Source organism: Plantactinospora sp. WMMC1484 (assembly GCF_049315195.1).
GTDB lineage: Bacteria > Actinomycetota > Actinomycetes > Mycobacteriales > Micromonosporaceae > Plantactinospora.
On the sequence record NZ_CP186055.1, the window covers coordinates 811,515 to 830,914 of the forward strand.

The following is a 19,400-nucleotide window of genomic DNA, read 5'->3' on the forward strand; positions in this document are numbered from 1 at the left end:
CGGCGCGGCCCCGGCGGGCCGGCCGCGTGTCCGACGAGCGACATGTCAGAACGGCCGCCCGCGACTACCCACAAAACATCTTCTCGTTGGGTACGACAATCCGCCGAGAACTTCGTCACCGGATCGTCACGCAAACGGGCATGACCCACGCAGAGCCGACTACCAGACAGATACGTTCAACCACCCACAGTGGTCGTGTGAGCGCCAGACGGGACGCCGGCCTCAGGAACCGGTGATCGCGGCCGCAGCCCGCTGGTCGGCCCGCCGGCCCAGCCGTCTGCGGTTCCGGCGCAGCGGCCTGGGCGTGACCACCCGCTCCACCAGCGCGAAGACCAGTTCGACCAGGAGTGCGAGGACGGCGACGAGCAGCCCTCCGGCCAGGATCTGGCCGCCGCCGACCGAGATGCCCAGCCCGAACCCGGCGCTGATGATCTGGCCGAGCCCGCCGCCGTTGACGAACGACGCGAGTGCGGCCGTCGCCACCACCTGCACGGCGGCGGTCCGGAACCCGGCGGCCAGATACGGCACCGCGAGCGGCAGTTCCACCCGGCGGAGCAGCTGCCCGCCGGAGAGACCCATCCCCCGCGCCGCGTCCCGCACCTGCGGATCGACCTGCCGGATCCCGGTGTACGCGTTCGCCAGCAGCGGTGGCACCGCGAAGACCGCCAACGCGATGATCACCGGTGGCTTGCCGAAGCCGAGCGCGGTCAGCGGCAGGATGGTCAGCAGGGCGATGGTGGGGATGGCGAGTGTCACGTTGGAGACGAGCACCACCAGCCCGCCGCCCCGGCCGCTGTGCCCGAGCCAGAGCCCGAGCGGCCAGGCGACCAGGCAGCCGAGCGCGACCGCCGCGCCGGAGATGCCGAGGTGCTCGACCAGGCGGTCGAGGACCCCGCCGGGGTTGGTCCAGTTCAGCGGATCGTTGAGCCAGACGACGGCCTGCTCGATCGGGTTCATCTCAGCTACCCCCGGTCCGCGTCCATGGCGTGAGCAGCCGGCCCAGCCCGGCGAGGATCAGGTCCAGGACCAGCGCCAGCAGTACGCAGAGCAGTGTCCCGGTCATGATCTCGGCCTTGAAGAAGTTGTTGCGGAAACCGCCGAGGATGAGCTGCCCGAGGCCGCCGTGCCCGACCAGGACACCGACCGTGACCAGCGCCACCGTGGAGACGGTGGCCAGGCGCAGGCCCGTGACGATGCCGGGCAGGGCCAGCGGCAGGTCTATCCGGAGCAGCCGGGCGAAGCGGCCGTACCCCATGCCCTGGGCCGCGTCCCGTACCTCCGCCGGCACCTGGTTGAGCCCGGCGAGGACGTTGCGGACGATCAGCAGCAGGGCGTAGATGACCAGGCCGAGCAGCACCGTCGACGTCCCCGTACCGAGATAGGGTGCGACGAAGGCGAAGAGCGCCAGCGACGGGATCGTGTAGAGCACCCCGGAGAGTGCGAGAATCGGCCCGGTGAGCGGCCGGAACCAGTACGCCAGGACGCCGAGCGGGATCGCGACCAGGGCGGCGATCAGCACGGCCTGGGCGGTGAGGGAGGCGTGTTCCCGCAGTGCGGCGATAATCGTCTCCGAATTGCCCTGCACATAGTCCCAGGAGAACCACGGATTGGCCGGCTCGGCCCGGTCGATGATCCGGAAGGACATACGTGGACGTTACCCCGGAGGCCGGCTCCGGCGGGTCCGCCGGCACCCATGGTGCCGCCGCGATCACGCTCGACCAGGTACGCAAGCAGTATCCCGACGGCACCGTGGCGGTCGGTGACCTGAGCCTGGAGGTCAAGGCCGGCGAACTGGTCGTGCTGATCGGCCCGTCCGGCTGCGGCAAGTCCACCGTGCTTCGCATGATCAACCGATTGATCGAGCCCACCTCCGGGCGGATCCTCCTCGGTGACGAGGACGTGACCCGGGCCGATCCGGTGCAGCTCCGGCGACGGATCGGCTACGTGATCCAGAACGTCGGGCTCTTCCCGCACCAGACGATCAGCGCGAACGTCGGCACCGTACCCCGGCTGCTCGGTTGGTCCCGGGCCCGGACCTCGGCACGCGGCGCGGAACTGCTCGACCTGGTTGGCCTTGATCCGGCGACCTTCGGCCCGCGCTATCCGCACGAGCTCTCCGGCGGCCAGCGGCAGCGGGTCGGGGTGGCCCGGGCGCTGGCCGCCGATCCGGTGCTGCTGCTGATGGACGAGCCGTTCTCGGCGGTCGACCCGATCGCGCGCGGCCGACTTCAAGAGGAGTTCCTGCGGCTACAGGCCGAGGTGCGCAAGACGATCGTGCTGGTCACCCACGACCTGGACGAGGCGGTGCGGCTGGGCGACCGGATCGTGGTGCTCTCCCAGGGCGGCCGGCTGGAGCAGTACGCCGGCCCGGCGACCCTGCTCGGGGAGCCGGCCTCGCCGTTCGTCCGTGAGTTCGTCGGTGCTGACCGGGCGATCCGCCGGCTCGCGGTCACCCCGGTCACCCGGGACCTGGTACGTCCGCTGCCGGCGGACGCCGGGGCGACCGCCGGGCTGCCGACCGTGCCGCTCGGGTCCTCCCTCTACGACGCGCTGGCGCTGCTGCTCCGGACCAACTCCGATGAGGCCCTGGTGACCGATGGTGCCTTCGTGACGGACGGGGCGACGGTGACGGACGGGGCGACGGCGACCGACGGGGCGACGGCGACCGACGGGGCGACGGCGACCGACGAGGTTGTGGTGACCGGCGGGGGCGGTGGGCCCCCCGGGGTCGGGACGATCAGCCGGCACCAGATCCTCAGCATCGACTATCCGGCCGACCCGGTCGGCGGGTGACGGACCTGCGGCGCGAGCGCCGCATCCGCGAGCGCCGCGTCCGAAGCGACCGATCCCGGGAGGGGGCGATGGTCGCTCCGGGCGCGGCGAGCGGCGCCGGGGCCGTCGGGGAGGGCGACGCGGGCGGGCCGCGGCGCCTCGGGCGGGTCCGGCGTGGGATGCCTCAGCGCCGGCCGCGCCAGCCGCCGAGACTGGCGAGGCCGACGATCCAGCCGACGAAGAAGCCGTAGCCGGCGCCGCTGCCGGCGGCCTGGAAGGCGCCGAGCAGGGTGGGGTTGCTGCCGATCAGCGTGGCGAGGAGCGCTGCGAAGGCACCGGCGAAGATGTACGCCGACCAGCCGGCGAGGAGCTGGCTGAGCGTGCCCCTGGCGCGGGCCAGTTGTGAGCCGGGGAGCATGAAGAGGAAGACCCAGGTGAGCACCACCACGAGGATCGCCTTGAGGTCGGCGGCGATGATGTTCTGGATCGTGTCGTCCGAGTCGAAACGCCAGGCCGGCCAGGCGAGCAGCCGGAGGAACCAGCCACCCGCGGTGTCCGGGTCGGTTTCGTCCCGGGCCCAGTCGGCATACCAGGGGCTGCCGAAGACCAGGACCAGTACGAGTGCGGCGAGCGTGCCCGCACCCGTGGCCGTCTTGTACCTGTTGGTGAGAGCCATGCATCCGTTAGTTCCCAACGGAATCCGGCCGTGAAACCCGGTGTCTGATTTCCGGCGACCCGCCGTGGTTGCTCCACTGGAGACCTCCGCGTACCAATGGCGCCATTTACCGGACTCATTGCGTCACCGGCGTTTCGGCGGGCCGGCACCGCTCCGGCGACACGCCCGGCGGCAGTGGAGCGACCGATGGCGCGCGGATATTTATAAGCTTTTGAGTAACCTGTCCTGATTTGTCTCGTTCATCGGAGAGGGCGGGACCATGCGGCTCCGTCTGTCCGGACTTGCCTGTAGACAACGGGGGAAACGTGACTTCCACTCGGAGACGATTGTCCATGCTGTCGGTGGCGTTGCTCGCCGCCGGCACTGTCCTGAACCTGCCGACACCGGCGCTGGCGCAGCCCGGCTCCGCCAACGCCCGGGGCCTGGTGGTCGACCTCGACGCCGAGGTCGCCGGCGTGGCGGTGATCAGCGCGGACGCCACCGTCGGCAGCGCGACCGCCCCGCCCGGCGGCGGTACGGACACCTCGACCCTGATCCCCATCGCGCTGCCCGGCGCCCTCGGGGTGACCGCGAGCGGCACCGTCGAGGAGGTCACCGCCACCCGGGGTGCGACCGAGTCCTCCGCGTTCGCCAGCGTCAACGGCCTGAACCTGACGGTGCTGGGAATCGACGTCCTCGACGCCACCGAGGTGACCGCGACGGCCACCTGCCCGCTGGTCGGGGCGCAGAGCGCCGACACCACGGTCGCCGGCCTGGAACTGTTCGGTACGACCGTCACGCTGCTGCCGAACGGCCCCGCCGTCACCGGCAGCGCCGCCGTCACCGTGCCGGGACTACTCGGAGCCGCGCTCAACGCCTCGCTGACCCGCACCGAGACGACCACCGCCGACGGGGCGGCGGCCACCGCGATACTGGCCGCGCTCACCCTGACCGGCACCGTCCTCGGTCAGCCGGTGACGATCCCGGTCGGCACCGTGATCGTGTCGCAGGCGACCTGCGAACGGCCGCCCGCACCGGCGCCGCCGACCGCCTCGGCGATCGACCCGGACTCGGGACCGCAGTCCGGCGGCCAGACCGTCACCATCACCGGCACCGGCTTCGCGCCCGGCGAGACCACGGTCACCTTCGACGGCGTACCAGCCACCGGTGTCGCCGTGGCGCCCGGCGGCACCTCGCTGACCGCCGTCACCCCGGCCAACCCGATCGGACCGGCCGCGGTCGTGGTCACCACGCCCGCCGGCTCCGCCGCACCGCTGGACTACACCTACCTCGCCGACGGCAGCGACGCCGTCATCACCGACCTGACCCCCACCTCCGGCCCCACCTCCGGCGGCACCACCGTCACCATCACCGGCACCGGCTTCACCGGCGCGGCCGGGGTGGACTTCAACGGACTGCCCGGCACCGACTTCACGGTCAACCCGGCCGGTACGACGATCACCGTCGTCACCCCGCCGAACCCGGCCGGTCCAGCCCTGGTCGAACTGGTCTTCCCGGCCGGCCGGGTCACCGCGCCGACCTTCACCTATATCGCGCCGACCATCACGTCGATCGTGCCGGACACCGGGCCGAACACCGGCGGCACCAGCGTGACGATCACCGGCACCGGCTTCACCGGCGCCACCGGGGTCACCTTCGGTGACAATCCCGGCACCGACCTCGTGGTCGACCCGAGTGGCACCTCGCTCACCGTCACCACCCCGCCCGGCGTACCCGGACCGGTCGACGTCACCGTGCTGATCCCCGGCGCCGACGCCGTCGCGCCGGACGGCTTCACCTACCAGGCGGTCGCGCCGACGGCCTCGGCGATCACCCCGGACTCCGGACCGCAGTCCGGCGGCCAGGTCGTCTCCATCACCGGCAGCGGATTCGTGCCCGGTGACACCACGGTCACCTTCGACGGCGTACCCGCGACAGGTGTCACGGTGGCGCCCGACGGCACCTCGCTGACCGCCGTGACCCCGGCCAACCCGGTCGGACCGGCCGCGGTGGTGGTCACCACGTCCGGCGGCTCCGCCGCACCGCTCGACTACACCTACCTGGCCGACGGCAGCGATGCCGTCGTCACCGGGCTCGATCCGACCTCCGGTCCGACCATCGGCGGCACCACCGTCACCATCACCGGCACCGGCTTCACCGGCGCCACCGGGGTGACCTTCGACGGCGTCCCGGGCACCGGCTTCACGGTCGACCCAGGTGGTACGACGATCACGGTCGTCACCCCGCCGAACGCCGCCGGAGCGGCGGACGTGGCGCTGGTCTTCCCGGCCGGCACGGCCGACGCGGGTGACTTCACCTACATCGGTCCGACGATCGCCGCGGTCTCGCCGCCGGCCGGACCGAGCACCGGCGGTACCCGGGTCACGATCACCGGCACCGGCTTCACCGGCGCCACCGGAGTCGAGTTCGGCGGTAACCCCGGCACCGACCTGGTGGTCGACCCGAGCGGCACCTCGCTCACCGTCACCACCCCGCCCGGCACACCCGGACCGGTGGACGTCACCGTGCTGCTCCCCGGGGCCGACGCGGTGCTGGCGGACGGCTTCACCTACCAGGGGATCGCCCCGGTGATCGACACGGTCGACCCGGGTCAGGGGCCGACCTCGGGCGGGACCGACGTGACCATCGGCGGGTCCGGTTTCGTACCGGGCCAGACCACGGTGACGATCTGCGGCCGGACCATCCCGGCCAGCCAGGTCGCGGTCGCCGCGGACGGTCTCTCGTTGACCTTCCGCACTCCGCCCTGCCCGTCCGGTGACACCACGATCACCGTCGCCACGCCGGGCGGTGTCTCCAACACGGTCGCGTTCCGATACGTCGGCCGGAGCCTTCCGGTCACCGGCAGTTCCCTCGACGGGCTGCTCCAGGTCAGCGCCGGTGCGCTGGTCACCGGGGCGCTGTTGATGCTGCTCGCCCGTCGCCGACGCGGCGGTCACGCCCTCGGCTGAGCACCGGAGAGACCACGGGCCCGGGGAGCACAACTCCCCGGGCCCGTGGTCTTCGCCGGGACGCCGGAGGGCTCGATCCTCCTGGAGGGCTCGATGCTTCTGGAGGGCTCGATGCTTCTGGAGGGCTCGATGCTTCTGGAGGGCTCGATGCTTCTGGAGGACTCGATGCTTCTGGAGGGCTCAGTGCTTCTGGAGGTAGTCGATGAAGGCGGCCCGGAGCAGCGGCGCGGTCTCGTCGTACCCGTGGCCGGTGAACTCCCGCCAGAGCGCCACCGCCTCGTCCACGGTCGGCCCGGCTGCGTTCGGCGCGCCGTCGAGCGCCGCCGCCTCGTCCGCGTTCGGCAGATGCCGGATCACCGACCAGAAGAAGCCGATGTCCCGCCGTTCCCGGGCCAGCGCGAAGGCCCGCTCACGCAGTTCCTCCGTGGAGAGCGCGTCCAACTCGGCGAAGGTGGGACTGCTCTGCGCCTCGGCATCCGATTCCGTCATAGGCCGAGCCTAACCGCCCGAACCACCGCAACCGGCACCGGCCGCAGCCGGCTCAGCGGTCGGCGCCGTCCCACCGGTCGCCGCCCCACCGGTCGGTGGGCTGCCCCGGCAACGACGACGTCCAGGGCTCGGGCGGCTGCGCCGGCGCGCTGTCCCAACTCGCCGTCGTCGCCGGCTCCGCCTCCCAGTCCCGGTCCCGGTCCCGCTCCGTGTAGGACCGGGGGCGGCCGTTCGCCTCGACGAGCCGGGTCACCAACAGGCCGGCGGCCACCAGGACGGCGGCGAGTGCGGCGGGTGCGATGTCGAGGTTCCGCTCGTCGGCGTACTGGATGAAGAGGGTCAGCGCGGTGGCCGCGAGCAGCCCGCCGGCGATCCCGCCCCGCCGCCCGAAGGCACTGGTGCCGGCGAGCAGCGCGGCGCCGAGGGCCAGACCCGTCCACTCGATGCCGGTGGTCGGCGCCACCCGACCCGGTCCACCGGACGCGAGCAGCATCCCGGCCCCGACCGCGAAGAGCATCGACAGGGCCAGGGCAAGCGTGACGACGACTCCGGCCGCTCCGCCCCGGCGCAGCGCCGGATCGGCCACCGGCCGGAACCGTCCGACGGCCCGGCGCACCGTTTTCACGGTACCGAGGAGGCCGGTCAGCACCGCGACGGCGGCGAAGCCACCGAAGAGGTAGGTCGCGTGCTGGGTCGGGTCGTACTCGCCCTGCACGTCGACCGGCCCGGTCCGCTGCTCGATGAAGACGACGACCGCTAGCCCGACCGCGAGGCTGGCCGCCCAACTCGGCACGTGGAAGCCCACCACCAGTACCGCGATCACCAGGCCGGCGACGAGGCCGGCCACCAGCGCCGGCAGCATCGCCGGCACGACGCCACGATCGGAGTTCTCCGCGAAGTGCAGCGCCGCCGCCACCGCGACCGGGCCCAGCGCGAGGTTGGGCACGGCGGCCCGCAGGGTCAGCCCGGCCCCCAGGGTGAGCAGCCCGATCGCGGTACCGAGGACGAGCAGCTCCTCCCGTTGCGCTCCGCGCAGCAGATCCGGGTAGTCCCGGTTTGTCAGGAAGAGCAGCGCCCCCACCAGGACCAGCAGGACGACTTCCCAGAGCAGGTGCACGGCGATCCGGTCCCGGCCCGGCTCGCCGTGTGCCGGGTCGTCGAAGACGTTCTCCAGGGTCGCCGGCGAGACGTTCCGGCGCCGGGTCGGCCCGACCGGGTCCGGCTCGTCGGCAATGGTCGGCTCGCTCCCCATGAACCGGCCGGTCACGTGGCTGGACGTCGTACGGGTGTCGGCGCCGTCCCCGTATCCCTGGTCACCGCCGTACCGAGGATCCGCACCACTGGCGGCCGGGTCCGTTCCCGGATCCCGTCGCCGATAGATCGAATCGTCGTACGCCATCTCGCGCGCCTCCTGTTTCGTCCCGCCGGACGGCACCGGCCCGGGGCGGCTTCCGGGACCGGAGCGGTCGGACGTGGGCCCGATCCGGCGGAGCGGGGCGGATCCGGCCCGGTCGGAGGCACCGTACCCGCGTGCACGCCCAGCCGTCACCCCCAGTGCGCGTCGATTCGGCGCGCGGCTGTTCAGCGCTGGTCGGGCCGATCCAGATCGTCACCCTCCGGAGTTCCGTCATCACGATCGGGCACCCGACAGGAGCGCTCCAGCCAGAGCGCCGCGCCGATCAGGGCGAGCGACGCGGCGAGACCCGCGCTGGCCGCCGGTACGTCGTTCGCGGCGGCCCGGGTCCGCTCGATCAGCAGCCAGGCGACCAGACCGGCGTAGAAGCCGGCGAAGATCGCCCCGGCCAGCGCCGACGCCTTGGCCAGCACGACGAACCGGGCCACCGCCAGCGGATCGACAGGATCCCGCCCCGGCCTGCGCTCGATCCGGGCCCGGGTGTTCGCCGCGGCGTACCCCTCCAGCGCGGCGAGCCCGAGCAGGGTGACGGTCGGTAGCCAGGGCAGCGGGGGGATGTGGCTGTAGAAGCTGCTCACCAGCAACCAGGCCAGGGCCGCCGAGGCCAGGCCGGCCACCACCAGGGTGGCGGGTTTGGTCGGACCCATCCGCCCCCGCTCCGGGGCCGGGCCACGGGTCGGAGGTCTCCGCTCGGTCACGACTCTTCCTCACTCCGCTCGTCGGTCGCCACTGCACGACTCCGCTCGTCGGTCGTCGCTGCACGCCCGCCGCCACCGGAACCCGCCGGACCGGACCGGGCAGGGCCGCCCCCGCCCGACCAGCGCCGGGTACCGCCAGCCACCGGACCGGTGCCGCCCACCGCGGTCACCGTCAATTCGACTCTATCCGTAGATCCGGACGAGGGCGCAGGTCCAGCACGTCGCTGGCGAGCGGTTCGGCGGTCAGCAGGTCGGTCAGCCAGCCGTGGCCGGGCAGCCGCCCGTACGGCTGGATGTCGATCCACGGCCGGAGCACGAACGCCCGCAGGTGGGCCCGGGGGTGCGGCAGGGTCAGTTCCGGATCGTCGCTGACCAGCGGCTCGCCCTCGGCCGTCCAGACCGCGACGACATCGACGTCGAGGCTGCGCGGCCCGAAGCGGCGCTCCGGATCGCGGACCCGGCCGGCCGCCGTCTCGGCGGCGCGGGCCCGGTCCAGCCAGTCCCGGGGGCCCGCCGCACCGTCCCCGACCAGCAGCACGGCGTTGAGGTACGCCGGCTGGTCCGGGTCGCCCCACGGCGGCGTCTCGTAGACCCCGGACGCCACCAGGAGCACGTCCCGCAGCCCGGCCACCGCCATACGCAGGTGTGCCAACCGGTCGCCGAGGTTGCTGCCCAGCGAGAGCACCGCCCGGGTCACCCGGTCACCTCCCGCCCCGGCCGGCCACCCCGCGCCCCGCCGGAGGACCGCGTCACCGTCACCGCCACGTCGGCGAAGTCGTGCGGGATCGGCGCCCGCGGCTTGTGCACGGTGACCGTGGTCACCAGCACCCGCGGATCGGCGAGGCAGGCAGCGGCGAGCCGCTCGGCCAACGTCTCGATCAGGTTGACCGGCTCACCGGTCACGATCGCGACCAGCCGGTCGGCGAGTTCGCCGTAGTGGACGGTGTCGGCCACGTCGTCGGAGCGGCCCGCCGGGCGCAGGTCGAGCTCCAGCACCACGTCCACGACGAAGTCCTGTCCCCGGGCCCGCTCGTCGGGGTAGACGCCGTGCCGGCCGCGCGCCCGCAGCCCGGTCAGCACGATGCGATCGGTGCCCGGCCCGGTCATCCGGTTGCCCGCTCCGTCGCCGGTCGGGGTCGCTCCGTCGCCGGTCGCTCCGTCGCCGGCCACTCCGTCGCCGGCCACTCCGTCGCCAGCCGGGGCCGGCCGCTGGCGGCCCAGACCGCGAGCGCGTCCACGGTCTCCCGTACGTCGTGCACCCGTACCCCCCAGGCGCCGGCCGCGACCGCGAGCACGCTGGTGGCGATCGTGGCGGCGGTACGCCCGCCGGTCGGCCGGGGCGTCCCGTCCGGGGCGGCAAGCAGCGCGCCCAGGTACGACTTGCGGCTGGCGGCGAAGAGCACGGGGTAGCCGAGCGCCAGCACCTCGGGCAACCTGGCGGTGAGCTGCCAGTTGTCGGCGGCCCGCTTGGCGAAGCCGAGACCCGGATCGAGGACGATCCGGTCTGCCGCGACGCCGGCGGCGAGGGCGTCGGCGACCCGCTGGCTCAACTCGGTCCGGACGTCGGTGACCACATCGGTGTAGCGGGCCAGGTCCTGCATCCGCTTGGCGTGGCCGCGCCAGTGCATCAGGATCCACGGGCAGCCCGCCTCGGCGACGACCTTGGCCATGCCCGGGTCGGCGAGGCCGCCGGAGACGTCGTTGACCACGGTGGCGCCGGCCGCGAGCGCGGCGGCCGCGACGCCGGCCCGGTAGGTGTCGACGCTCATCGGCACGCCCCGGGCGGCGAGTTCCCGGATGACCGGCAGCACCCGCCCGGCCTCGGTCGCCTCGTCGACCCGGTCGGCACCGGGCCGGGTGGACTCGCCGCCCACGTCGATGAGGTGGGCGCCGTAGGCGTGCATCTGCACCCCGTGCCGGACGGCGGCGTCAAGGTCGGCGTAGCGACCGCCGTCGGAGAAGGAGTCGGGCGTGACGTTGAGGACGCCCATCACCACCGGTTCCGGCGCGCGGAGCAGATCCACCACCGGTTCCGGCGCGCGGAGCAGATCGCCGCGGGGCGGGGCCGCACCGCCGGTCGCGCCGGGGCCCTGGACTGGCTCTCTCACGGCTCGACGTTACCCAGCCCGCCATCGCCCCCTCCGGGCCACCTGCCCACCTGCCACCCGGAGACCGCCGGGCCGGGCACGTGAAAACCGGCCGGTCGGGACGGATCGGTGCAGTCGGCCGCGCTTGTTCGAAACAGGCACGGGCCGTACGCTCGCATCAGCCAGATGCCAGAACTTAAGAGATGGGCCAAACCAGGACACAGTTGCCCAGAAACCATCACCCTTCGCGGTGATTGCGAGACGCAGGGTCGATCAAACCCCACGAGCGACCCGGTTGACCGGGCTTGACAGCAGTGCGGAGGCGGGGCGTCACCGCACCGGGGGAGGATTCCGATGTTCGCCATGGAGCTGGTGGAGACGGCATGGCCGGCTGCCACGCACGCGCTCCACTCCTTCGCCCTCGTCACGGCGGCCGAGCCGTCGCCCGAGGGCAGAATCGACACCGACGGGATCGTCGGCTTCTTCGCCACCAACATCGCGCCGATCCTGCTCGCCGTGCTCGGTGTGATCTTCATCGGGCGGGCCAGCAAGGGCGAGGTCTCCAAGGTGCTGACCAGTTCGGCGATCGCACTGCTCGGCCTGGCCTTCATCGCCGGGGCGGCGACGCTGTTCTTCGTCGGCGAGAACCTGATCAACCTGATCTTCGAATAGACCGCGGAGCACGAGATGCGGCTGCGCACCGACGACGACATCTATCGGGCCCGCCTGGTCTATCTGGGGCCGCCCGGCTACACGTTGCCCATCCACCTGCCTTACACGCAGTACGGGCTCTTCATGGTGCTGGTGCCGCTCTTCATGTTCATTCATTGGCTCTTCACGTTCACGGTCGAGCTGATCCCCGCCTGGGAGATCGCGCTCGCGATCGTGACCACCTCGTTCGTCTTCCGGTACGTCGACCCCGATCGGCCCGCCCGGATGGTCATCCGGACGGCACTGACCGACTGGCGGCGCACCCGCGAACCGGCAACAGAGCAGCGCGACCCGCGGCTGGTCGCGACCCGCATCCGGATCCGGGAGCAGTTGACATGACCGACCGCAGCGAGGTGACGGCGTGATCGAGCAGACCAGACCTAACCGCCACCGCACAGCGGAACCCCGCCACACAGCGGGGTTCCGCCGCCGCACAGCGGAACCGGTCGGGCCGGGCGGGACGGCGGCATGACCCGCCCCTCTCCGCCGGGCTCCACCCCGGCCGGCCGGCCGGGCGAGAACGCCGGTAACGGTACGCAGTCTTCCAGCTACCACCCGTCCGAGCTCGCCGACGAGGCCGAGTACGACGCCGCGCTGCTCAGCAACACCGGGCACGGTGGAGTCGCCGTCTTCCAGGCACCGCAGCCACCGGCCCGCAACCGTCCGCCCCGACCGGGCGCTCCGACGCCAGCCCAGCCGCACGCCGCAGCCCCGGCCCGGCCATCGGCCCCGGCCGAGCACCCGGACATCGACTCCCCTTTCCTCGACCTCTTCGGCACCGGCCCGGTACAGCCTCCGGCGCCGGTCGCGCCCTCGCCCCGACCGGCCCCCCGCACCCCGCCCGCGCCGCAGTCCCGCCCGCAGGGTCGGTGGGGCGAGGATCGGGACGCCGCCGTCGGCCTCCCGGCCTGGGAGCCGGCGCAGTCCCCGGCGGGCGGCACCGCCGGCCGGGAGCCCGCGGCGTCACCCGGTCAGCCCGCCGCCAGGGGCGCCGACACCAGGGGCGCCGACACCAGAGCCGCGCCACGGTCCCCGGCCCGGCCCGGCCCGGCTGCGGCGCCCGGTACCGGCTGGCCGCCCGACGTGGCGGTGTCCCACCCCGCGCCGGGCGGTGCGCCGGCAGCCCAGAACGGCGGCCCCGCCGAGGCGTACCCCGGGCGACCGGGTCCGGCGCCGCAGCAGCGCGGCGGCGCGCACTCCGACACGCTGCCGATCGTCCGCGAGCCGGCCGAGCAACCGGCCCGCCGGTCGTCCGCCCGACCCGCCAGGGAGGCACCGCCGGGCCCGCCCAAGCAGCGGCGGAGCACCCCGAAGCCGACCAGGCCGCAGCCGGTGACCACACCCCAGCGGGTACGCGCGCCCAAGCTCCGCTTCGGCGACCGGGATCCCGCCGTCGAGCTGGCCATCACCGAGATCGCCGGTCACCTGACCTTCACCCCCAACACCGTGACCGCCTGGTACTGGCTGCCGGAGGTGCGCTGGGCGTTCCGGCCGGACGCCGAGCGGGAGGCGCTGCTGGCTGCCATCTCCGAGCAGTACGCCGGTCTCGCCGGCTTCCGGCTGCACCTGCGCCGGACCACCCGGCCGTTCCCGGCCGACGAGTGGGCCCGGACGATCGACAGCCACACCCCGCAGCCGCTGCCCGGGGTGGCCGGCGCGCCGAGCTGGTCGGACCACCTGGTCGCCGCCCAGCGGCACCTGCTCTCGGTCAACCACGCCGAGGGGCAGACCTACCTCGGCGTCACCTTCGCCCGGCGCTCCCTCGGCAACTCGCTGGCCGAGCGGTTTCTCCGGGCCTTCGGCCGGGGCACCGCCGACGGCGAGCGGCGCAAGCTGGGCCGCACCGTCGAGCAGTTCGACGAGGTGCTCGGCGCGTTCGGCATGCGCGGTCGGCAGGTCAGCGCCGAGGAGCTGGAGTGGCTGATGTACCGCTCCGTCGCGCTCTGCATGGCCCCGCCCGGCACGCTCTCGCCGGTCACCAACGGCCACTGGGAACGCGGCGACCTGCTCGCCCTCACCGAGCAGGTGGAGCGCTACCGCACCCCGTACGGCTCCACGGTCAAGCTGGTCAACCGGATGACCGGCGAGGAGCGGCACGTCGCGGTGCTGGCGGTGGGCCGGATGGAGCCGCTGGAGATCCCGGAGCGGCACGAGCCATGGCTGCACTTCCACGAGCGGCTGCCCTGGCCGATGGAGATCTCCACCCGGGTCGACATCCTCGGCCCCAACGACTCGTTCCGCAATCTGGAGCACCGGCTGCGGATGATCCGCTCGCAGCAGCTCGACTACGCCGAGCACGGCATCGACGCACCGCCCGAGCTGGAGCGGCTGGCCAAGCGCGCCCTGGTGATCGGCGACGAGATGACCACCGGCCTGCCGGTGGAGTCGGCCCGGGCGCACGGCTGGCACCGGATCGCGGTCGGCGGGCGTACCCGGGAGGAGTGCCTGGAGCGCGCCCGGCGGCTGATCCAGCTCTACAGCCGGGAGCTGCGGGTCTCGCTCCAGCATCCGAAGAACCAGGACTGGCTGGCCCGGGAGTTCATCCCCGGCGAGCCGATCGCCAACACCGGCTACCTGCGCCGGATGCCGGTCAACCTGCTCGCCGCCGCGCTGCCGCAGGCCGCCTCCACGGTCGGCGACCGGCGCGGCGACCTGATCGGGCGGACCGCCGGCACCTGCCGCCGACCGGTCTTCCTCGACCTGCACTTCCCGATGGAGGTACGCGAGCGCTCCGGGCTCGCCGTCTTCGTCGCCGAGCCCGGCGGTGGCAAGTCGACGCTGCTCGGTGCGCTCGGCTACCTGGCGGCCCGGCGCGGGGTGCAGGTGACCCTGCTGGACCCGTCCGGCCCGCTGGCCCGGCTCTGCGCCATGCCGGAGCTGCGACCGCACTCGCGGGTGCTGAACCTGACCGGTTCCGAGCACGGCACGCTGGCGCCGTACGCGCTGATCCCGACCCCGCTGCGCACCGAGTTTCCGGCCGGCGCCGCCGGTGACCGGGAGTTCCAGATCGCGGTCTCCAACGCCCGCGCCGAGCGGCGGATGCTGGTGCAGGACATCTGCATGATGCTGGTGCCGCCGCAGGTGGCCCGGGAGGCCTCCACCGCGACGCTGTTCCGACACGCGGTCCGGCAGGTGCCGGCCGAGGAGACCTCCACCCTGGACGACGTGGTCGCCTGCCTGGCCGGGCTGGAGGACGAGGGCCGGGAGCTGGCCAACCTGCTGCTGGACACCGCCGAGATGCCGTTGGCGCTGCTCTTTTTCGGCCGCCCGCCGGAGGGGCTGCTCGGCGCCGACGCCACGCTGACCGTGATCACCATGGCCGGGCTCCGCCTCCCCGACCTGAAGATCGAGCGGGAGTACTGGTCCGCCGAGGAGGCGTTGGCGCTGCCGATGCTGCACACCGCGCACCGGCTGGCGGTACGCCGCTGCTACGGCGGGTCGATGTCGTCGCGGAAGCTGGTCGGCCTGGACGAGGCGCACTTCATGGAGGGCTGGCGCTCCGGCCGGTCCTTCCTGGTCCGGCTGGCCCGGGACTCCCGCAAGTGGAACCTGGCGGCGCTGGTCTCGTCGCAGAACCCGAAGGACATCCTCGGCCTCGACGTGCAGAACCTGGTCTCCACCGTCTTCGTCGGGCGGATCGCCGAGGACGTCGACATCGCATCCGAGGCGCTGCGACTGCTCCGGGTGCCGGTCGACGACGGATACGAGGCGACCCTCGCCGCACTTTCCAGCGTGGACGCCGCCTCGGCCGACCGGCTCGGCTTCCGGGAGTTCGTGATGCGTGACGTCGACGGCCGGGTGCAGAAGGTACGCGTCGACGTCTCCTACGTCCCCGGCCTGCTCGACCACCTGGACACCACCCCGGTCGCGGCGAAGGCCGTCGCGGCCAACCTGCCCTCCCCCGTCGCGGATCTGGAGGCGTGACCATGGCGAGGATCGGAGCCCGGGTCGCCGCCCTGCTGCTCGCGATCGGGGTGCTCGCGACCGCCACCCTGATCTGGCCGGTGCTCGGCGCCACGGCACCCGCCTCCGCCGCGCCGGTCCCGACCCGGGCCAAGGCCGCGCTCTGCACCACCGCCGAGTGGGAGGCCGACTTCCGGGCCTGCGTCGACCGGCTCGCCGACGTCGGCCAGAACGTCCGCGACTGCGTGAAGGCGCCCACCCCGGGCGCCCCGGACCAGGGCTTCGGCGGCTGGTTCGGCAGCCGCCCGGAGGCGAGCACCAAGCCGGGCGTGAAGGGGATGTACACCGAGTACGGCAACGCCGGCTACAGCTACGAGACGTACGACGACACCGGCGGCTGCGCCTCGGACGTGATCGACCCGGGCAGCAAGGTCTTCAACAAGATCGCCGACGGCGAGATCCGGATCGCCGCCGGCATCATCGGCGCCTCGAACGCGCTGCGCGAGCGGGCCTGGGACCCGGGCAGCATGTGGGACTGGGCCGATCCGCTCGTCGAGCAGGCCACCAAGGCCGTCTACGAGCGGGTCTTCAGCGTCTTCGGGATCATCACCCTCTGCGTCGTCGGCGTCTACCTGCTCTGGCGCTCCCGGCAGTCCGACATGAGCAACGCGATGACCACGGCCGGCTGGGCCGTGTTCGTGATGGTGGCGGTGACCGCCGTCGCCGCCTGGCCGGTGCACTCCGCCAACGTCGCGGACGGCACCCTGGTCACCACGCTGAACGTGGTGCACGAGGCGGTCGGCCCCCGGGACAAGAGCATCCCGGCCGACCGCTGCGGCGCGCTCAACCCGGCGAGCTGCAGGGACAACCGGCCGCCGGCGCTGCGGGCCAGCGACACCGCGACCGAGACGATGCTCTACCGCAACTGGCTGCGCGGTGCCCTGGGCTCCTCCGACAGTGAGACGGCCCGCAAGTACGGGCGGGCGCTCTACGACGCCAAGGCGTTCACCTGGGAGGAGACCGCGAAGATCGCCGCCAACCCGGAGACCCGGAAGGCGACCGTCGAGGCCAAGCAGGAGCAGTGGATGAAGGTCGCCGAGCAGATCCGGCAGGAGGACCCGGAGGCGTACGAGTACCTGCGCGGCGCCCGGGACTCGGACCGGATCGGCGCCGGGCTGATCGCCATCCTTGCCGCGATCCTCTTCGCGATGTTCGACCTGACCGCCTCGGTGTTGGTGCTCCTCGGCTTCCTGCTCTTCCGCTGGGCCGTGATCGCCGCCCCGGTGCTCGGCACGGTCGGGCTGCTCCGCCCGGCCAGCGCCGGGCTGCGCCGGCTGGGCAACGCCGTGGTGGCGGCCGTCTTCAACATCGCCATCTTCGGCACCGGCGCGGCGATCTATCTCTTCGCCGTCGACCTGGTGATGGGCACGTCGACGATTCCGGGCTGGCTCCAGGTGGTGCTGGTCTGGCTCTGCGGGGTGGTGGGCTGGCTGCTGCTGCGGCCGTACCGCCGGATCACCCAACTCGGCGGTGGCAGGGACAGCAGCCAGGTGATCGCCTCACCAGGGTCGTGGCACCGCCGGTTCTTCCGGGACGTGCGGGCCGCCTCCCAGCTCGACGACGACGACCGCCGCACCGACATCCGGATCAAGAACCGGAGCGTGGTGATCCAGCAGACCAACGTACGCCCGGAGACCCGGCACGAGGAGGCGGTCTCCAGCGGTGCCGGCAGCCGCCCGGAAACGGCCGACCGGGGCGCCGACCGGCCCGAGACCGCCCCGGCGGGTGCTCCGGAACGGTCAACCGGTTCACCGCCGTCCCGGAGCCGGCCGTCCCGACGGAGGCCGGCCGAGTGGACCGAGCCCGACGTGCCGGTGGAGAACCCGTCCTACGTCATCTACCGGCCCGACTCGGCGCCCGCGCCGGACCCGGCGCCGGCGCCCCGGGCGCCCCGGATCCGCTCCGAGGCGAGGTAGCCGATGCGGCGGGCGCTGGAGTACCTCGTCACCCGGATCCTCCGGTCCCGGCTCGGGTTGGCACTCGGACTCGCCGTGGTGATCATCGGCATCGTCGGCGCGGCCCGGCTGATTGCCGGACCGGGCGACGACCGCCCCGGCCTGGTCGGCGGGACGCCCGGCCCGATCAGCATCACCGATCCGGCGGCCGGCGACGACGGCCTGATCGCGACCGAGGAGCCCTCGCCCCGGACCAGCCCCGGCGCCCCGGAGCCGGCGGAGGTGGCCCGGTCGTTCGCCACCGCCTGGCTCGACCACGACGTGACCGCGCAGGAGTGGCAGGAGGGTCTCCGGCCGCTCGCCACCGACGATCTGGTCGAGCAGCTGACCGGCGTCGACCCGGTCACCGTGCCGGCCGACCGGATCACCGGCGAGCTGGTGGTCGTGCCCCACAACGACAGCCTGGTCGAGGTGGTCGTACCGGTCGACTCCGGCGAGCTGCGGCTCGGCCTGGTGGCGGCGGAGGGCCGCTGGCGGGTCGACACGGTGGACTGGCAACGGCGTTGAGCGGGTGCGGGGAGGTGGGGCGACGATGACCGAGCAGGGTCCGGCCCGGCGGCCGGTACGCCGGGTCGCGCTGGCGATGGCGCTGACCGGCGTACTCGCGCTGCTCTGCTGCGGCGGCGGGACCGGGGCGTTCCTGGTGACCATGTTCGCCTCCGAGCAGGAGAACCTGGCGGCGACCACCTTCGGCTGCGGCAGCGGCGACCCGGTGCAGACCGAGGGCGACCTGCCGCTGGTCGGCCCCTACAAGGCGTCGCAGATGCGCAACGCGGCGATCATCATCAAGGTCGGCCGGGAGATGGGGCTGCCACCCCGGGCCTGGGTGATCGCGGTGGCCACCGCCATGCAGGAGTCCGCCCTGAACAACCTCGGGCACCTCGGCGACCGCAACGACCACGACTCGCTCGGGCTCTTCCAACAGCGGCCCAGCACCGGATGGGGCACCCCGGAGCAGATCCTGAACCCGGAGTACGCCGCCCGGAAGTTCTACGAGAAGCTGAAGACGATCGGGAACTGGCAGCGCCGCTCCCTGACCCGGGCCGCCCAGGCGGTGCAGATCAGCGCCTTTCCGGACGCGTACGCCAAGCACGAGCCGCTGGCGACCGACATCGTGAACGCGTTGACCGGTGGGGCCGCCCGAGCCGCCGGCACCGATCTCGAGCTCGACTGCGCCGAGGGTGCGGAGATCGCCGCCTCGGGCTGGACCGCGCCGATCCCCGGCGCGGTCACCTCCGGTTTCCAGACCACCCAGCGGCCGTCACACAACGGCGTCGACATCCCGGCGGCGAAGTACCGCACCGAGATCCGGGCGGCGGCGGGCGGCCGGGTGATCGTCTCCCGCTGCGATCCCGACCGGCGCGGCCGGTTGAGCTGTGACGTGGACGGCTTTCCGGGCAAGGGCGGCTGCGGCTGGTTCGTCGACATCCTGCACGCCGGCAACGTGATCACCCGCTACTGCCACATGGTGACCCGACCGACGGTGTCGAAGAACGACACGGTGGAGGCCGGGCAGGTTATCGGACGGGTCGGGTCGAGCGGCAACTCCTCCGGGCCGCACCTGCACTTCGAGGTGCACCTGCGCGGCGACCGGACCAGTGCCGGCGCCACCGACCCGGTGCCGTTCATGCGGCTGCGGGGCGCACCGCTGACGGACCGCGGATAGCGGTAGTTTCTCAACGATATG

17 protein-coding genes are annotated in these 19,400 nt (G+C 73.1%); 8 read left to right on the forward strand and 9 right to left on the reverse strand.

Annotated elements, in window-relative coordinates; translation table 11 throughout:
- Nucleotides 1-222: 222 nt before the first annotated feature.
- Nucleotides 223-957, reverse strand: a complete 735-nt coding sequence (locus ACN28C_RS03590) for an ABC transporter permease (protein WP_422772186.1) — start codon at nt 955-957, stop codon at nt 223-225.
- Nucleotide 958: 1 nt separating this feature from the next.
- Nucleotides 959-1,645: an ABC transporter permease gene (locus ACN28C_RS03595; RefSeq protein ID WP_421496593.1), complete on the reverse strand. Its 687-nt coding sequence runs from the start codon at nt 1,643-1,645 to the stop codon at nt 959-961.
- Between the two features lie 2 nt (nt 1,646-1,647).
- Here ACN28C_RS03595 and ACN28C_RS03600 point away from each other — a divergent pair, with 2 nt between their 5' ends.
- Nucleotides 1,648-2,793 (forward strand): ABC transporter ATP-binding protein, encoded by a 1,146-nt coding sequence (locus ACN28C_RS03600; protein WP_422772187.1) that lies wholly within the window; start codon nt 1,648-1,650, stop codon nt 2,791-2,793.
- Nucleotides 2,794-2,956: 163 nt separating this feature from the next.
- Here ACN28C_RS03600 and ACN28C_RS03605 read toward each other — a convergent pair whose 3' ends face one another.
- Nucleotides 2,957-3,448, reverse strand: coding sequence for a hypothetical protein (locus ACN28C_RS03605; protein WP_421496591.1), 492 nt, complete (start codon nt 3,446-3,448; stop codon nt 2,957-2,959).
- Between the two features lie 332 nt (nt 3,449-3,780).
- Here ACN28C_RS03605 and ACN28C_RS03610 point away from each other — a divergent pair, with 332 nt between their 5' ends.
- Nucleotides 3,781-6,396, forward strand: a complete 2,616-nt coding sequence (locus ACN28C_RS03610) for a beta strand repeat-containing protein (protein ID WP_422772188.1) — start codon at nt 3,781-3,783, stop codon at nt 6,394-6,396.
- A 180-nt stretch (nt 6,397-6,576) separates the two neighbouring features.
- Here the strand turns inward: ACN28C_RS03610 and ACN28C_RS03615 are convergent, their stop codons facing one another.
- From ACN28C_RS03615 to folP, 6 genes are all read right to left on the reverse strand, one after another.
- Nucleotides 6,577-6,885, reverse strand: a complete 309-nt coding sequence (locus ACN28C_RS03615) for a hypothetical protein (RefSeq protein WP_422772189.1) — start codon at nt 6,883-6,885, stop codon at nt 6,577-6,579.
- A 52-nt stretch (nt 6,886-6,937) separates the two neighbouring features.
- Nucleotides 6,938-8,137: an ABC transporter permease gene (locus ACN28C_RS03620; protein ID WP_422774502.1), complete on the reverse strand. Its 1,200-nt coding sequence runs from the start codon at nt 8,135-8,137 to the stop codon at nt 6,938-6,940.
- 329 nt (nt 8,138-8,466) lie between these two features.
- Complete coding sequence (locus ACN28C_RS03625) at nt 8,467-8,946, reverse strand: DUF3180 domain-containing protein (protein WP_422774503.1); 480 nt, start codon at nt 8,944-8,946, stop codon at nt 8,467-8,469.
- A 223-nt stretch (nt 8,947-9,169) separates the two neighbouring features.
- Nucleotides 9,170-9,694 (reverse strand): 2-amino-4-hydroxy-6-hydroxymethyldihydropteridine diphosphokinase, encoded by a 525-nt coding sequence (gene folK, locus ACN28C_RS03630; RefSeq protein WP_422772190.1) that lies wholly within the window; start codon nt 9,692-9,694, stop codon nt 9,170-9,172.
- Nucleotides 9,691-10,104, reverse strand: coding sequence for a dihydroneopterin aldolase (folB, locus tag ACN28C_RS03635; protein ID WP_422772191.1), 414 nt, complete (start codon nt 10,102-10,104; stop codon nt 9,691-9,693). The genes folK and folB overlap by 4 nt, the downstream gene beginning before the upstream one ends.
- Nucleotides 10,101-11,024, reverse strand: a complete 924-nt coding sequence (gene folP, locus ACN28C_RS03640) for a dihydropteroate synthase (protein WP_422774504.1) — start codon at nt 11,022-11,024, stop codon at nt 10,101-10,103. Before folP ends, folB begins: the two co-directional genes overlap by 4 nt.
- 414 nt (nt 11,025-11,438) lie before the next feature.
- Here folP and ACN28C_RS03645 point away from each other — a divergent pair, with 414 nt between their 5' ends.
- From ACN28C_RS03645 to ACN28C_RS03670, 6 genes are all read left to right on the forward strand, one after another.
- A complete protein-coding gene (locus ACN28C_RS03645; RefSeq protein ID WP_422772192.1) occupies nt 11,439-11,756 on the forward strand; it encodes a hypothetical protein in 318 nt (105 codons plus the stop codon).
- 15 nt (nt 11,757-11,771) lie between these two features.
- Nucleotides 11,772-12,134, forward strand: coding sequence for a hypothetical protein (locus ACN28C_RS03650; protein ID WP_421496584.1), 363 nt, complete (start codon nt 11,772-11,774; stop codon nt 12,132-12,134).
- A gap of 129 nt (nt 12,135-12,263) precedes the next feature.
- Entirely contained in the window at nt 12,264-15,719 is a 3,456-nt protein-coding gene (locus ACN28C_RS03655; RefSeq protein ID WP_422772193.1) for an ATP-binding protein, read from the forward strand.
- A 2-nt stretch (nt 15,720-15,721) separates the two neighbouring features.
- Nucleotides 15,722-17,674, forward strand: coding sequence for an MFS transporter (locus ACN28C_RS03660; RefSeq protein ID WP_422772194.1), 1,953 nt, complete (start codon nt 15,722-15,724; stop codon nt 17,672-17,674).
- 3 nt (nt 17,675-17,677) lie between these two features.
- Entirely contained in the window at nt 17,678-18,220 is a 543-nt protein-coding gene (locus ACN28C_RS03665; RefSeq protein WP_422772195.1) for a hypothetical protein, read from the forward strand.
- A 25-nt stretch (nt 18,221-18,245) separates the two neighbouring features.
- Nucleotides 18,246-19,379: a M23 family metallopeptidase gene (locus ACN28C_RS03670; RefSeq protein WP_422772196.1), complete on the forward strand. Its 1,134-nt coding sequence runs from the start codon at nt 18,246-18,248 to the stop codon at nt 19,377-19,379.
- The last annotated feature ends 21 nt before the right edge of the window (nt 19,380-19,400 follow it).

Coding starts and splice junctions, on each gene's coding strand:
- ACN28C_RS03590 (WP_422772186.1), bottom strand. CDS start 957: ATGAACCCGATCGAGCAGGCCGTCGTCTGGCTCAACGATCCGCTGAAC.
- ACN28C_RS03595 (WP_421496593.1), bottom strand. CDS start 1,645: ATGTCCTTCCGGATCATCGACCGGGCCGAGCCGGCCAATCCGTGGTTC.
- ACN28C_RS03605 (WP_421496591.1), bottom strand. CDS start 3,448: ATGGCTCTCACCAACAGGTACAAGACGGCCACGGGTGCGGGCACGCTC.
- ACN28C_RS03610 (WP_422772188.1), top strand. CDS start 3,781: ATGCTGTCGGTGGCGTTGCTCGCCGCCGGCACTGTCCTGAACCTGCCG.
- ACN28C_RS03615 (WP_422772189.1), bottom strand. CDS start 6,885: ATGACGGAATCGGATGCCGAGGCGCAGAGCAGTCCCACCTTCGCCGAG.
- ACN28C_RS03620 (WP_422774502.1), bottom strand. CDS start 8,137: ATGGGGAGCGAGCCGACCATTGCCGACGAGCCGGACCCGGTCGGGCCG.
- ACN28C_RS03625 (WP_422774503.1), bottom strand. CDS start 8,946: ATGGGTCCGACCAAACCCGCCACCCTGGTGGTGGCCGGCCTGGCCTCG.
- folB (WP_422772191.1), bottom strand. CDS start 10,104: ATGACCGGGCCGGGCACCGATCGCATCGTGCTGACCGGGCTGCGGGCG.
- ACN28C_RS03645 (WP_422772192.1), top strand. CDS start 11,439: ATGTTCGCCATGGAGCTGGTGGAGACGGCATGGCCGGCTGCCACGCAC.
- ACN28C_RS03650 (WP_421496584.1), top strand. CDS start 11,772: ATGCGGCTGCGCACCGACGACGACATCTATCGGGCCCGCCTGGTCTAT.
- ACN28C_RS03655 (WP_422772193.1), top strand. CDS start 12,264: ATGACCCGCCCCTCTCCGCCGGGCTCCACCCCGGCCGGCCGGCCGGGC.
- ACN28C_RS03660 (WP_422772194.1), top strand. CDS start 15,722: ATGGCGAGGATCGGAGCCCGGGTCGCCGCCCTGCTGCTCGCGATCGGG.
- ACN28C_RS03665 (WP_422772195.1), top strand. CDS start 17,678: ATGCGGCGGGCGCTGGAGTACCTCGTCACCCGGATCCTCCGGTCCCGG.
- ACN28C_RS03670 (WP_422772196.1), top strand. CDS start 18,246: ATGACCGAGCAGGGTCCGGCCCGGCGGCCGGTACGCCGGGTCGCGCTG.